The sequence below is a fragment of the bacterium genome (assembly GCA_019637795.1).
Lineage (GTDB): Bacteria > Desulfobacterota > Binatia > HRBIN30 > CADEER01 > JAHBUY01.
On record JAHBUY010000001.1, the window covers coordinates 1,046,469 to 1,059,453 of the forward strand.

The 12,985-nt window shown below is 72.2% G+C and carries 12 protein-coding genes; 8 read left to right on the forward strand and 4 right to left on the reverse strand.

The features are described from left to right. Positions 1 to 27 precede the first annotated feature (27 nt). A complete protein-coding gene (locus KF840_04390) occupies positions 28 to 1,110 on the reverse strand; it encodes an acyl-CoA dehydrogenase family protein (protein MBX3024130.1) in 1,083 nt (360 codons plus the stop codon). Then, a complete protein-coding gene (locus KF840_04395) occupies positions 1,110 to 1,697 on the reverse strand; it encodes a TetR/AcrR family transcriptional regulator (protein ID MBX3024131.1) in 588 nt (195 codons plus the stop codon). The genes KF840_04390 and KF840_04395 overlap by 1 nt, the downstream gene beginning before the upstream one ends. A gap of 204 nt (positions 1,698 to 1,901) precedes the next feature. On the opposite strand from KF840_04395, the gene asnS reads away from it, so the two are divergent. Next, a complete protein-coding gene (gene asnS, locus KF840_04400) occupies positions 1,902 to 3,200 on the forward strand; it encodes an asparagine--tRNA ligase (protein ID MBX3024132.1) in 1,299 nt (432 codons plus the stop codon). 207 nt (positions 3,201 to 3,407) lie between these two features. Here asnS and KF840_04405 read toward each other — a convergent pair whose 3' ends face one another. After that, complete coding sequence (locus KF840_04405) at positions 3,408 to 3,623, reverse strand: hypothetical protein (GenBank protein MBX3024133.1); 216 nt, start codon at positions 3,621 to 3,623, stop codon at positions 3,408 to 3,410. Between the two features lie 162 nt (positions 3,624 to 3,785). On the opposite strand from KF840_04405, the gene KF840_04410 reads away from it, so the two are divergent. The 5 genes from KF840_04410 (at position 3,786) to KF840_04430 (ending at position 10,297) form a co-directional block, all read left to right on the forward strand. Continuing rightward, a complete protein-coding gene (locus KF840_04410) occupies positions 3,786 to 5,441 on the forward strand; it encodes an acyl-CoA synthetase (GenBank protein MBX3024134.1) in 1,656 nt (551 codons plus the stop codon). 55 nt (positions 5,442 to 5,496) lie between these two features. Next, positions 5,497 to 6,165, forward strand: coding sequence for an HAD family hydrolase (locus KF840_04415; protein ID MBX3024135.1), 669 nt, complete (start codon positions 5,497 to 5,499; stop codon positions 6,163 to 6,165). 48 nt (positions 6,166 to 6,213) lie between these two features. Further along, complete coding sequence (locus KF840_04420) at positions 6,214 to 6,924, forward strand: iron-containing redox enzyme family protein (GenBank protein ID MBX3024136.1); 711 nt, start codon at positions 6,214 to 6,216, stop codon at positions 6,922 to 6,924. A 100-nt stretch (positions 6,925 to 7,024) separates the two neighbouring features. Then, complete coding sequence (locus KF840_04425) at positions 7,025 to 8,506, forward strand: FAD-dependent oxidoreductase (protein ID MBX3024137.1); 1,482 nt, start codon at positions 7,025 to 7,027, stop codon at positions 8,504 to 8,506. 24 nt (positions 8,507 to 8,530) lie between these two features. Beyond that, positions 8,531 to 10,297 (forward strand): SLC13 family permease, encoded by a 1,767-nt coding sequence (locus KF840_04430; GenBank protein MBX3024138.1) that lies wholly within the window; start codon positions 8,531 to 8,533, stop codon positions 10,295 to 10,297. Here KF840_04430 and KF840_04435 read toward each other — a convergent pair. After that, entirely contained in the window at positions 10,201 to 10,938 is a 738-nt protein-coding gene (locus tag KF840_04435; protein ID MBX3024139.1) for a TetR/AcrR family transcriptional regulator, read from the reverse strand. The genes KF840_04430 and KF840_04435 overlap by 97 nt on opposite strands. A 92-nt stretch (positions 10,939 to 11,030) precedes the next feature. On the opposite strand from KF840_04435, the gene KF840_04440 reads away from it, so the two are divergent. Continuing rightward, positions 11,031 to 11,867 (forward strand): fumarylacetoacetate hydrolase family protein, encoded by an 837-nt coding sequence (locus KF840_04440; protein MBX3024140.1) that lies wholly within the window; start codon positions 11,031 to 11,033, stop codon positions 11,865 to 11,867. Positions 11,868 to 12,066: 199 nt separating this feature from the next. Further along, positions 12,067 to 12,984: a VOC family protein gene (locus tag KF840_04445; protein MBX3024141.1), complete on the forward strand. Its 918-nt coding sequence runs from the start codon at positions 12,067 to 12,069 to the stop codon at positions 12,982 to 12,984. The last annotated feature ends 1 nt before the right edge of the window (position 12,985 follow it).

Genomic DNA, 12,985 nt, shown 5'->3' on the forward strand with positions numbered 1-12,985 from the left:
CAGCCGAAGAGCGCACCAGCCCGCCTTTCACGCCATCGCCAGGCCGTCGATGACGCCGAAGCCGCGCGCGTTGCGCAGGAACAGCTCGACCAGGTGGTCGCGGATGTAGCCGTGGCCACCGAGCACCTGCACCGCGTTGTCGGTCACCTTGAGCGCCATGTTGGCGGCGTAGCGGCGCGCCAGGCAGGCCTCGCGGGTGGCGTCGTCGTCGCGGTCGATGCGCCACGCCGCCTCCCAGGTGAGCAGGCGGGTGGCGTCGATCTCGATCGCCATCTCGGCGAGCATGAAGGCGATCGCCTGCTTCTGGGCGATGAACATCCCGAACGCCTTGCGCTCCTTGGCGTAGTCGCGCGCGTACTCGAACGCGGCGCGGGCGACGCCGACGGCGAGCGCGGCGCTGGCCACCCGCTGCCGGTTGAGCAGCGGCTGCAGGCTGCCCTGGAGCTGGTTGGCCACCGGCACGCGACAATCGGTGAGCTGCAGCTCGTAGGTCGCCAGCCCCTTGAGGCCCATGTTCTGTTCGCGCGCGCCGATGGCGAGGCCCGCGGCGTCGCGCGGCACCAGGACCGCCGTCAGCCCCTGCTCGCCGTGCGCGTAGACGAGGATCTGCTCCGCCTCGGCGGCCAGCGGCACGTAGCACTTGCTGCCGTTCAGCACGAGATCGCCGTGGGCGCGCACCGCCGTGGTGTGCATCGCGTGCACGTCGTAGTTGAAGGCCGGCTCGACCATCGCCGCGCTGCCGGGCACGTAGCGCGCCCCGGCATACGCCGGCAGCACCGCCTGCTTCTGCGCCTCGCTGCCCAGCTCGAGCACCGGCTCGACGACCAGCCGCGGCGCCAGAATGTGCAGCGCGATCGACAGGTCCGCCCACCCCAGCTCCTCGCAGAGGAGGGCGCTGGTCATCGCCGAGTGATCGGCGCCGAAGCCGCCATAGGCCTCGGGGATGGTGTTCTGCACCAGCCCGAGTTCCCACGCCTGCTGGGCGAGCGCTTCGGACACCGCCCCGCTCTCGTCGGTCGGACGCGCCTGTGGGCGCACCTGCTCGACGGCGAACTGGCGCACGGTGTCGCGGATGAGCTGTTGCTCCTCGGACGGCTCGAAGTCGACCATCACGGCCTCCTCTTGCGGGCCGGCGCCGCGGCGGGGCGCGCCAGCCAGGTGAGATACGAATCGAGAAAGGTGCGCAGGTGCTCGCCGAGATCGATGTGGCCGGGGTCCTGGTAGTACTCGATCTCGGCACCCATCACCGCGCCGGCGTAGACGCCCGCGGCGGTGACGGCGCTGACGTCGGCGCGGAAGACCCCCTGGCGCTGGCCGACCTCGATGATGCCGCGCAGAAAGGCGCGGAAGCGGCGCATCATGTCGCGAAACTGCGCCGAGAGCCGGGCATTGGTGCCGAAGGCTTCGACCATCAGGGTGACGATCAGCCGGCGGTGATTGCTCCGGGTCGCGTGCTCCAGGCAGACGTCGGTGACGTGGCGCAGCGCCGCGACGGCATCCTGCACCGTCCCGAGGTCGCTGCTCACCCGCCGCTCGAATTGGCCGACGCGATTCTTCACGGCCGCGAAGAGCAGCTCTTCCTTGTCCTTGAAGTGGTAGTAGATCGCGCCCTTGGTCAGCCCCGCCGCCTTGGCGATGCGATCGATCGACGCCCCCTGGTAGCCGTAGCGGGCAAAGCAGTCGATCGCGATGTCCATCAGGTCCCGCCGCCCGTTGTCCGGGCGTGCGGGCCGTGGCGAAGCGCCCATACTGAACGTTCAGTATGTTTCGCGGCGAGAGTCAAGACCGGGCACCGATCGATACGGGTCGCCGCCGATGGACACGGACCGGCCGCCCCCTGCGCCCCGACGTTCGCCGCCGGCGATGGCCATCGGCGTCCGTCTGTGGGCTATGAGAGGCGTATGGACGCTCCCTGGGTCTACATCGAGGACATCGGCCGGCACGAGGGCGAGACGGTCACCCTCAAGGGGTGGCTGTACAACAAGCGCTCGAGCGGCAAGCTCCACTTCCTCCTGCTGCGCGACGGCACCGGCATCCTGCAGTGCGTGGTGTTCAAGAAGGACGTGCCGGAGGAACAGTTCACGCGCGCCGACCACCTGCCGCAGGAGTCCTCGCTGATCGTCACCGGGGTGGTGCGCCGGGACGAGCGGGCGCCGCTCGGCTACGAGCTCGGCGTCACCGACCTGCAGGTCGTGCACGAGGCGGCCGAGTACCCGATCACGCCCAAGGAGCACGGCGTCCACTTCCTCCTCGACCACCGCCACCTGTGGCTGCGCTCGGCGCGCCAGCACGCGATCCTGCGCATCCGCGCCGAGGTGATCCGCGCCTGCCGCGAGTACTTCGACCACCGCGGCTTCGTCCTCTTCGACGCCCCGATCCTCACCCCCGCCGCCTGCGAGGGGACGACGACGCTGTTCGAGACCCCGTACTTCGACGAGACCGCGTACCTGACCCAGAGCGGCCAGCTCTACGGCGAGGCCGGCGCCCTGGCGCTGGGCAAGGTCTACGTTTTCGGGCCCACCTTCCGCGCCGAGAAGTCGAAGACCCGCCGGCACCTGATGGAGTTCTGGATGGTCGAGCCGGAAGTCGCGTTCATGGATCTCGCCGGCGACATGGACCTCGCCGAGGATTTCGTCGCCACCATCGTGCAGCGCGTGGTCGCCACCCGGCGCCGGGAGCTGGAGACGCTCGAACGCGACGTCGCGCTGCTCGAACGGGTGCGGAAGCCGTTCCCGCGCATCACCTACGGCGAGGCCATCGCCCTGCTCCAGCGCAAGGGCTTCCCGGTGGAGTGGGGCGCCGACTTCGGCGCCGACGAGGAGACCGCGATCTCCAGCGAGCTCGACCGCCCGGTGCTGGTGCACCGCTACCCGATCGAGATGAAGGCCTTCTACATGAAGGCCGATCCCGCCGATCCACGGCTCGCGCTGTGCGTCGACATGCTGGCGCCCGAGGGCTACGGCGAGATCATCGGCGGCGGCCAGCGCGAGGACGACCTGGCGACGCTGGAAGCCAAGATCCGCCAGCACGGCCTGCCCGAATCGGCCTTCGGCTGGTACCTCGACCTGCGCCGCTACGGCTCGGTCCCCCACGCCGGCTTCGGCATGGGCATCGAGCGCGTCGTCGCCTGGCTGTGCGGCATCCCGCACGTGCGCGAGACGATCCCCTTCCCGCGCATGCTGGAACGGTTGACGCCGTGAGCACGGTCACCACGGAGAGCCCCCAGGAACACCGGGGCGGCAATTGGACGCGGCGCGGCTCGACGGCTCGAAACGCGCTCCGAAGAACGGTGCCGTCAGCGGCGGCCCTCGGCGAGCGCCGCCTGTTCGCGACGCGCGCCCCGGTGCCTTCGGCGCGTGGTCGTCACCGCCGCTCCAGGATCGCGAACGGATGGCGGAGGCGACGGCTCAGCGTTCCCAGACCACGTACTCGTCGAGCTCGTTGCCGTCGACCAGGATGTGATACGGGCCGGCGACCTGCATCTCGGTCGGGGCCGGCGGCGCCGGCTGCCGCAGGCGCTCGCGGTCGGTCTGCAGGGCGGCGCGCAGCCGTTCCTCGCTGGGACGCGCCTCGCCGCGGGCGACACGGATGAGCGCGAAGGCCGGTGACGCTCCTGCAGTCATGATCCGTTCCCACTTATGAGGCGCCCTGGGAACGGTCAACCCAGGGGATGGGACCGGGCGTCGTCGTCGCGGCGGCGCGGGGCCGCGGGATCCGCGTTCATCCGCGTGTCTTGATCGGCCCGCCGCCATCTGTGAATCCTTCCCCTTCCCTGGGAGGTCGCGATGAACACCAACTTCAATCTCGCCGAGATCAGCGAGGCGATCGCGGCGGCGATCCCGGAGCGCGAATGCCTCGTGTTCCGCGACCGCCGCTATAGCTGGGCGCAGTTCAACGAGCGGACGCGCCGGCTCGGCAACTACCTCGCCAGCCGCGGCCTGCGCTGCCGGCAGGAGCGCAGCGCGCTGCGGAACTTCGAGTCCGGCCAGGACCACCTCGGGCTCTATCTGCACAACTGCAACGAGTACCTCGAGGGCATGGTCGGCGCGTACAAGGCGCGGGTGGCGCCGTTCAACGTCAATTACCGCTACGTCGACGACGAGCTCATCTACCTGCTCAACGACGCCGACGCCCGCGCCCTGGTCTACCACGCGCGCTTCGCCCCCAACGTCGCCCGCATCCGCGGCGAGCTGCCCAACCTCGACGTGCTGATCCAGGTCGCCGACGAGTCCGGCCATGCGCTGCTGCCCGGCGCGGTCGACTACGAGGCGGCGCTGGCCGCGGCATCGCCCGAGCGACCCGCCCTCGCCTGGTCGCCCGACGACCTCTACATCCTCTACACCGGCGGCACGACCGGCATGCCGAAGGGCGTGCTGTGGCGGCAGGAGGACATCTTCTTCGGCGCCCTCGGCGGCACGCCGACCATGGGCCCGAAGTTCGCCAGCGTCGACGCCATCGTCGAGGCGGCGCAGCAGGGCACCCTGCGCGCCTGCCCGGCGCCGCCGCTGATGCACGGCGCCGCGCACTGGATGGCGTTCATGACCCTGCACCAGGGGGGCACCGTGGTCATCCAGTCGATCCCCGAGCGGCTCGACCCCGACGACATCTGGTCGACCGTCGAGCGCGAGAAGGTGCGCTTCCTGGTCATCGTCGGCGACGCCTTCGGCCGGCCGCTGATCGACCAGCTCGACAAGAAGTCGTACGACCTCTCCGCCTTCGGCATCCTGCTCTCCGGCGGCGCCATCCTGACGCCGGCGCTCAAGGACGCCTTCCTCGAGCGCATCCCGCACCTGATGATCATCGACGGCTTCGGCGCCTCGGAGACCGGGGGCCAGGGCCAGCAGGTGTCGCTGGGCGGCGGCAAGGCGTCCACCGGCACCTTCCGCATGAACGAGGACACCGTCGTCCTGCGCCACGATCTCAGCGGCGTGCTCGAACCCGGCAGCGCCGAGTCCGGTTGGCTGGCGCGCAAGGGCCACGTGCCGCTCGGCTACTTCAAGGACGCCGAGAAGAGCGCCAAGACCTTCCCCACCATCGGCGGCATGCGCTGGGCGGTGCCCGGCGATCACGCCACGGTGGCGGCCGATGGCACCATCACCGTCCTCGGCCGCGGCTCGGTGTCGATCAACTCCGGCGGCGAGAAGATCTACCCCGAGGAGGTGGAGAAGGCGCTCAAGCACCATCCGTCGGTGTACGACGCGGTCGTCGTCGGCACGCCGAACCAGCGCTTCGGGCAGCAGGTCACGGCCGTGGTGCAGACGCGCGCCGGCGAAGCCCCGACCGAGGACGAGCTCGCCGAGTTCGCCGCCCGCCACCTCGCCCGCTACAAGCTGCCGCGCGTCATCCTCTTCGTCGACGAGATGGTGCGCAGCCCGTCGGGCAAGGCCGACTACCGCTGGGCGAAGAAGCTCGCGTACGAGCGGCTGGGGATCAAAGAGTGACCGACCACGGCGGCACGCGGCGGCGTACCGCGCGCCGCCGTGACCGCCGTGGCGCATGCCGATGCCGCTCCTCGCCTTCGATCTCGACGGCGTCCTCTATTCCTCGGAGCCGTTTCTCGGCGAGGCGTATCGCGAGGCGATCGCGCACGTGAACGCGCGGCATCCCGGCGCGTTTCCGCGCGTGCCGGCGACGCGGGAGATCCTCGCCCATGTCGGCTGGCCGATCCCGGTCATCTTCGCCAACCTGTTTCCCGATGCCGCTCCGGCGGCGCTCGCGGCGCTGCACGGCGAGACCGTGGAGGTGATCTGTCGCCGCGTCGCCGCCGGCGAGGGGATCCGCTACCCGCACGTGCCCGAGACGCTGCGCCGTCTCCATGATGCCGGGCATGCGCTGTGTGTCGCCTCCAACGGGCGCGCGCGCTACGTCGAGACCGTCCTCGCCACCTGCGGCGTCGCGGAGTTGTTCCTGCCGCGCATCACCGCCGACGACGTCGGCGACAAGACCGCCATCCTCCGCCACTACCTGGCGATTCTGCCCGCCGCGCCGCGGCGCACGGTGATGGTCGGCGACCGGGCGAGCGACGTCGAGGCGGCCCGCGCCGTCGGCTGCCACTTCGTCGGCTGCGACTACGGCCACGGCCATCGCCAGGAGATCGCCGCCGCCGGCCCCTTGGTCGCCGACTTCGCCGCCCTGCCGGCGGTCATCGCCGGCGTGCTCGGCTGACCGCACCCGCTGTGGACCTCCGCCCCGCGCTGTGGTGAATTGCGCCCCATGTCGCTGGTCGCCGACCGCGCCCTCAGCGCCCGCGAGTTGCTCGACGAGTGCGTCGCCTTCAAGCGCGAGCACGCGCCGCGCAGCCGCTTCCTGCGCGCCCTGGTCACCGGCGACTTGGACCGGCCGCAGCTCGAGCGCTGGGCGATGGACTTCTACTGGTACGTCGAGCCGGCGATCCCGACCATCGCCGCCTGGCTGTCGTCCGCCCCCACCCTGCCCGACCGCGAGGCCTACAAGCTGATCGCCCGCAACCTCGCCGGCGAGATGGGCTACATCCGCGAGGCCGAGCATCACGACCTCTACCTGCAGTTCTGCGCCGGTCTCGGCATCGGTCGCGAACGCCTGCTGGCGCACACGCCGCTCGCCTCGACCATCGGCGCCGCCTCGACCATGGGCTACTACTGCCGCAGTTCGTTCGCCGAGGGCCTCGGCGCCTTCGGCCTGGCGGTCGAGATGGACGTGCCGGGCCGGCCGAACGGCGCCCAGGTCCTGTGCGACGGCCTGTCGCGGCACTACGGCTTCGACGACCAGGCGCTGGAGTTCTGGCGCATCCACGTCGCCGCCGAGGAGGAGCACGGCGAGAACGCCGAACGGGCCCTCCTGCTCTGCGGACAGACGCGCGAGCAGCAGGCGCTCATCCGCCGCGCCTTCCGCTTCAGCGTCCTCGCCCACACCGCCATGACCGAGGGCTACGACCGCCTCCTCTGACGACGATCGCACCACGAAGTTGCGCGGAGGCGCGGCGCCGGACGTCAGGCCACGGCAGTCGATGGAACGCTCCCTGCCTCCGCGGTGAAAGGTCCGCGCTGTGACCCGCTCCCTGTCCGACCGCCACGCCATCATCATCGGTTCCGGCATCACCGGCCTCGCCGCGGCGCGCGTGCTCTCCGATCGCGGCGCGCGCGTCACCATCCTCGAGCGCGACGCCGAGCCCGAGGCCGCCGATCCGGCCGGCGCCTTCACCCACTGGCAGCGCAAGGGCGCGCCGCAGGTGCGCCACTCGCACGCCTTCCTCGGCCGCCTGCGCAAGCTGCTGCGGGAGAAGTATCCCGACCTGCTCGACGGCCTGCTGGCCGCCGGCGCCGCCGAGCTCGACATGCTGTCGCGGCCGCCGCTGACCCTGCCGCCGCTGGCGCCCGAGCCGGGCGACGTCGACCTCGTCGCCCTCGGCTGCCGGCGGACGACGTTCGAGTGGGTGGTGCGGCGCAACGTGCTCGCCCGCCCCGGCGTCACCCTGCTCGGCGGCGCACAGATGCGCGGCCTGGTCGCCGAACCCGGCACGCCGCCGCGGGTAACCGGGGTCCGCTTCGCGCGCGACGGCGCGGAGGAGACGCTGGCCGGCGATCTCGTGATCGACGCCAGCGGCCGCCAGTCGAAGGGCCCGGCGTGGCTGGAGGCGATCGGCGCCGCGGCCCCGCCCGAGGAGCTCGAGCCGTCCGGGGTCGTGTACTACACCCGCTTCTACCGCTTCCGCCCCGGCGCGGTGGAGCCGCCGCGCAGCCCGCATCCGGCGGCGGCCGACTACAACTGGGTGAAGTACGCGATCTTCCCGGCCGACGGCGGCACCTTCTCCATCACCTTCGCCATCCCGCTCGCCTTCCCGCGCCTCAAGGTGCTGGCCAACGTCGCCGCGTTCGACGTCATGACCCGCGCCCTGCCGGCGCTGGCGCCGTGGGTCGACCCGGCGGTGTCGGAGCCGATCGGCGACCCGCAGCACCCGGTGCAGGCGATGGGCGGCCTGATCAACCGCCTGCGCCGCTTCGTCGTCGACGGCCGGCCGCTGGCGCGCGGGTTCTTCGTCCTCGGCGATGCCGCGTACTGCACCAACCCGCTCTACGGCCGCGGCTGCGCCCAGGCGTTCCTGCACGCCGACCTGCTCGGCGAGGCGCTCGACGCCCACCCCGCCGATCTCGCCGCCGCCGCCGCGGCGCTCGACCGCGCGGCCCGCGCCGCCATCGAGCCGTTCTACCGCGCCTCGATCCTCGCCGACCGCGAGGCGGTGCGCAAAGCCGAGGGCCGCCAACCGCGCACCTGGAGCGGCCGGCTGCGCGCCCGCTACTTCGACGAGGGCGTCGCCATCGCCACCCGCTGCGACCCGGTCGTGTTCCGCGCCTTCGTGCGCATGTTCAACATGCTCGAGACCCCCGAGCAGGCCTTCGGCAATCCGCGCGTGCTCTGGCGCTCGCTGCGCGTCATGCTGCGCGGCGCCCGGCGCAACGCGCCCTACCAGTTGCCGCCGCCGCCGGACCGCGAGGCGACGATCGGCCGCTGCGAGGCCGCCGTCGCCTGAGCGGCGCGGCCCGCCGACCGATCGATGACCTGGGAAGCGTGGCTCACCGTCGGCGTCATCGTCGGCACGCTCGGCGCCCTCGTCTTCACCAGTTACGCCGCCGACCTGGTCGTGCTGACCGGCCTCGGCGTGCTGCTGGCGAGCGGCGTGCTGACGCCGCAGCAGGCCTTCGTCGGCTTCGCCAACGAGGGACTCGTCACCGTGGCCGTGCTGTTCATCGTCGCCGCCGCGCTGCGCGACACCGGCGGGATGACGCGCCTCACCCAACGGATCCTCGGCATCCCCCGCTCCGTCGTCGGCGCCCAACTGCGGCTGATGCTGCCGGTCGCCGCCATGAGCGCATTCATGAACAACACGCCGCTGGTGGCGATGATGCTGCCGGTGGTCGACGACTGGTCGCGCAAGGCGCGCCTGTCGGCCTCGAAGCTGATGATCCCGCTCAGCTACGCCTCGATCCTCGGCGGCACCTTCACGCTCATCGGCACCAGCACCAATCTCGTCGTCAACGGCCTGCTCATCCGCGCCGGGCACCCCGGCATGTCGATGTTCGAACTCAGTTGGGTCGGCGGCCCCAGCGCGCTCGCCGGCATCGCCTTCGTCATCGCCTGCGGCCGCTGGCTGCTGCCCGACCGCCTGCCGGTGGTGAGCGTGCGCGACGACGCCCGCCGCTACACGGTCGAGATGATCGTCGAGGCCGGCAGCCCGCTCGCCGGCCAGTCGATCGAAGCGGCCGGCCTGCGCCATCTCCCGGGCATGTTCCTGATCGAGATCGAGCGCGACGGCGAGGCGCGGCCGGCGGTCGGCCCCGAGGAACGCCTGCGCGAGCAGGACCGCCTGGTGTTCGCCGGCGTGGTGGAATCGGTGGTCGACCTGCAGAAGATCCGCGGCCTGGCCCCCGCCACCAATCAGGTCTTCAAGCTCGACGCCCCGCGCGAGCGCCGGGTGATGACCGAGGCGGTCGTCTCCGACACCTGCCCGCTGATCGGCAAGAGCGTGCGCGACGGCGAGTTCCGCTCGGTCTACAACGCGGTGATCATCGCCGTCGCCCGCAACGGCGAGCTGCTGCGCCAGCGCATCGGCGACATCGTCCTGCGCGCCGGCGACACGCTGCTGCTGGAGGCGCCGGCCTCGTTCGCCCGCGAACAGCGCGACTCGCGCGACTTCTACCTGGTCAGCCAGGTCGCCGGCTCGGTGGCGCCGCGCCACGAGAAGGCCTGGCTGGCGGTGCTCATCCTGCTCGCCATGGTGACGGCGGCGACCACCGGCCTCCTGCCGATGGTGACGGCGGCGATGCTCGCCGCCGGCCTGATGGTCGGCACGCGCTGCGTCAACTGGGGCGCGGCCAAGCGCGCGCTCGACCTGCGCGTGCTGCTGATCATCGGCGCCACCCTGGCGATCGGCACCGCGCTCGAGACGAGCGGCGGCGCGCAGACGATCGCCGGCGGCCTCATCCGCCTGGGCGGCAACGACCCCTGGGTGCTGCTGGTCGTCGTCTACGGCGTCACCATGCTGTTCACCGAGCTGATCACCAACAACGCCGCCGCCGCCCTGGTGTTCCCCATCGCCATGGCCACCGCCGAGGGCATCGGCGTCAATCCGCGCCCCTTCGCCATCGCCATCGCCATGGCCGCGTCGGCGAGCTTCTCCACCCCGATCGGCTACCAGACCAACCTCATGGTGCTCGGCCCCGGCGGCTACCGCTTCACCGACTTCTTCCGCATCGGCGTGCCGCTCAACCTGCTGATGTGGCTCCTGTCGTCCCTGATCATCCCCCGCGTGTGGCCGTTCTGAGCGGCGGGCAGGCCGCCGCCGCCCTCGGGCAGGGGCTGGCGGGCGAGCGCGTCCGCCGCGCGGGCGTCCACTCCGAGGCCGCGCAGGATGGTGGCGGCGACGTCGCTGGCGTGCTCGGCGCCGGCGCGGCCCTCGAGGACGGTGCGCATGCCAGCCAGGACGGTCCCCTGCACGAGGTCGATCGCCGCCGCCTCCGAGACGTAGCGCAGGCGCCGGCGGCGGCGGCCGCGGCGCAGGTCGTCGAGCAGCGGCGTCGCCGTGCGGTCGACCAGCAGGGGCGTGGTCGCCCACACCCGCAGCAACGCCCGCCCCCAGGTCGCCTCCGCGATCGCCTTGAGCACGAACCGCCGGGCCCCGATCGCCACCCGCCGCGCCGGATCGTCGATCCCCGTCATGCTGGCGGTGATGTCCTCGAACAGGCGTTCGGCGAGCGCCAGGCTGGCCGCCGCCACCAGGTCCTCGCGGCTGCGGAAGTAGTTGTAGAAGGTGCCGTTGGAGACGCCCGCCTCGGCCGCCACCTCGTGCAACGCGGCGCCGCCGGCCCCCTTGCGGGCGAACACGCGCAGCGCCGCATCGAGCAGCAGTCGGCGGGTGCGGTCGCGCGCCCGGCTCGGCGGCCGGCGGCGGGCGGGGACGGGCATGGCCCCGACTACCCGTTGAATGAGGGATCAGTCAAGAATTGACAGATTTCTCAACTCGCGATAGCCGTGCGCACCAAGGGAGGATCGACGGCATGCGTTACGCGAATCTCGCCGGCCGCGCCGTGCTGCTGCACGACGACCGGGCCCTCGACATCGAACGCGCCTCGCGCGGACGTTTCACCGCCGACCCGCAGGCGCTGTACGCCGACTGGGCGGCGCTGCGCGCGTGGGCGCGCGACGTCGATGCGACCGCCGCCCAGCCCTACGCGGTCGCCGAGCTCGGCGCGCCGGCGCCGCGGCCGACGCAGGTGTTCGGCATCGGCTTGAACTACCGCGACCACGCCGCCGAGTCGGGCATGCCGCTGCCGGAGCGCCCGGCGACGTTCACCAAGTTCCCCACCTGTCTCACCGGCCCCGAGGCGCGCGTGGCGCTGCCGTCGCCGGCGGTGGACTGGGAAGTGGAGCTGGTGGTGGTGATCGGCGCGCGCGCCCATCGCGTCGCCGAGGCCGACGCCTGGCAGCACGTCGCCGGGCTCACCGTGGGCCAGGATCTGTCCGAGCGCGTCGTGCAGTGGTCCGGCGGCGGCCAGTTCTCGCTCGGCAAGTCCTTTCCCGGCTTCGGACCGATGGGGCCGTGGCTGGTGACGCCGGACGAGCTCGCCGACCCCGACGACCTCGAGCTCGGCTGCGAGATCGCCGGCGAGGTGCTGCAGAAGGGGCGCACGTCGGACATGGTGTTCAGCGTGCCGCGCCTGATCGCCGAGCTCTCGGCGGTGCTGCCGCTGCTGCCCGGGGACGTGATCTTCACCGGCACGCCGGCGGGCATCGGCGCGACCCGCAAGCCGCCGCGCTTCCTGCAGCCCGGCGAGGAGCTGCACAGTTGGATCGCCGGCATCGGCAGCCTGCACACGACCTTGGTGAGCGAATGAGGCATCGCGCGGAGAACGGGCGCCGCGGCAGCGGCGCCCTGCAGAGAGTTCAGAGCAGGCGCCGCTGTCGCGGCGGCCTGCAGGGCCAGAACAGGCGCCGCTGTCGCGGCGCCCTGCAGGGCCAGAACAGGCGCCGCTGTCGCGGCGCCCTGCAGGGCCAGAACAGGCGCCGCTGTCGCGGCGCCCTGCAGGGGGTTCCATGGCACTGCACCGATTGACGTCGGTCACGCTCGGCGTGCCCGACGTCGCCGCGGCGGCGGCCTTCTACGAGGATTTCGGACTGACCCGCATCGGCGAGGACCGGTTCGCCACCGTCGACGGCGGCGAGCAGTTGCGTCTGCTGCCCACCCCGATGCGGCGGCCGCTCGCGCTCGGGATCGGCGCCGACGACGCCGACGACCTCGGCCGCGTCGCCGCGGCGCTGCGCGGGCTCGGCGTCGCGGTCGAGCAGGACGACGGCGCGGTCAGCGCCAGCGACGGCGGCACGGCGGTCCGCGTCACCGTGCGCGTGGCGCCGCGCATCGCCCCCCCGGCGGCGGCCGCCGAGCCGGCGAACGGCCCCGGGCATCTCGACCGGATCAACGCCCGCGCCGCCGCCGTGCTGCGCGCCGCCCCGGTGCGACCGCGCAAGCTCGGCCACGTGGTGTTCGGCTCCACCGATCTCGAGGCGAGCCAGCGCTTCTTCATCGACGGCCTCGGCTTCAAGGTCAGCGACTCGATCCCCGGGCTGGGCGCCTTCCTGCGCTGCTCGTCCGACCACCACAACCTGCTCGTCCAGGCGGCGCCGGTGCCGCTGCTGCACCACACCTCGTGGCAGGTGGACGACGTCGACGAGGTCGGGCGCGGCGCCAGCGCCATGCTGCAGCGCGATCCCGACCGCCACGTCTGGGGCCTCGGCCGCCACCACATCGGGTCGAACTTCTTCTGGTATCTGAAGGATCCAGCCGGCAACTTCGCCGAGTACTACGCCGACCTCGACTGCATCGTCGACGACCAGCTCTGGACGCCCGGGGTCTGGGACGGCGCCCGCGGGCTCTACAACTGGGGCCCGCCGCCGCCGCCCTCGTTCCTCGCCCCGGACGACCTCGGCGCCCTCATGGCGGCGGCGCAGCGCTGAC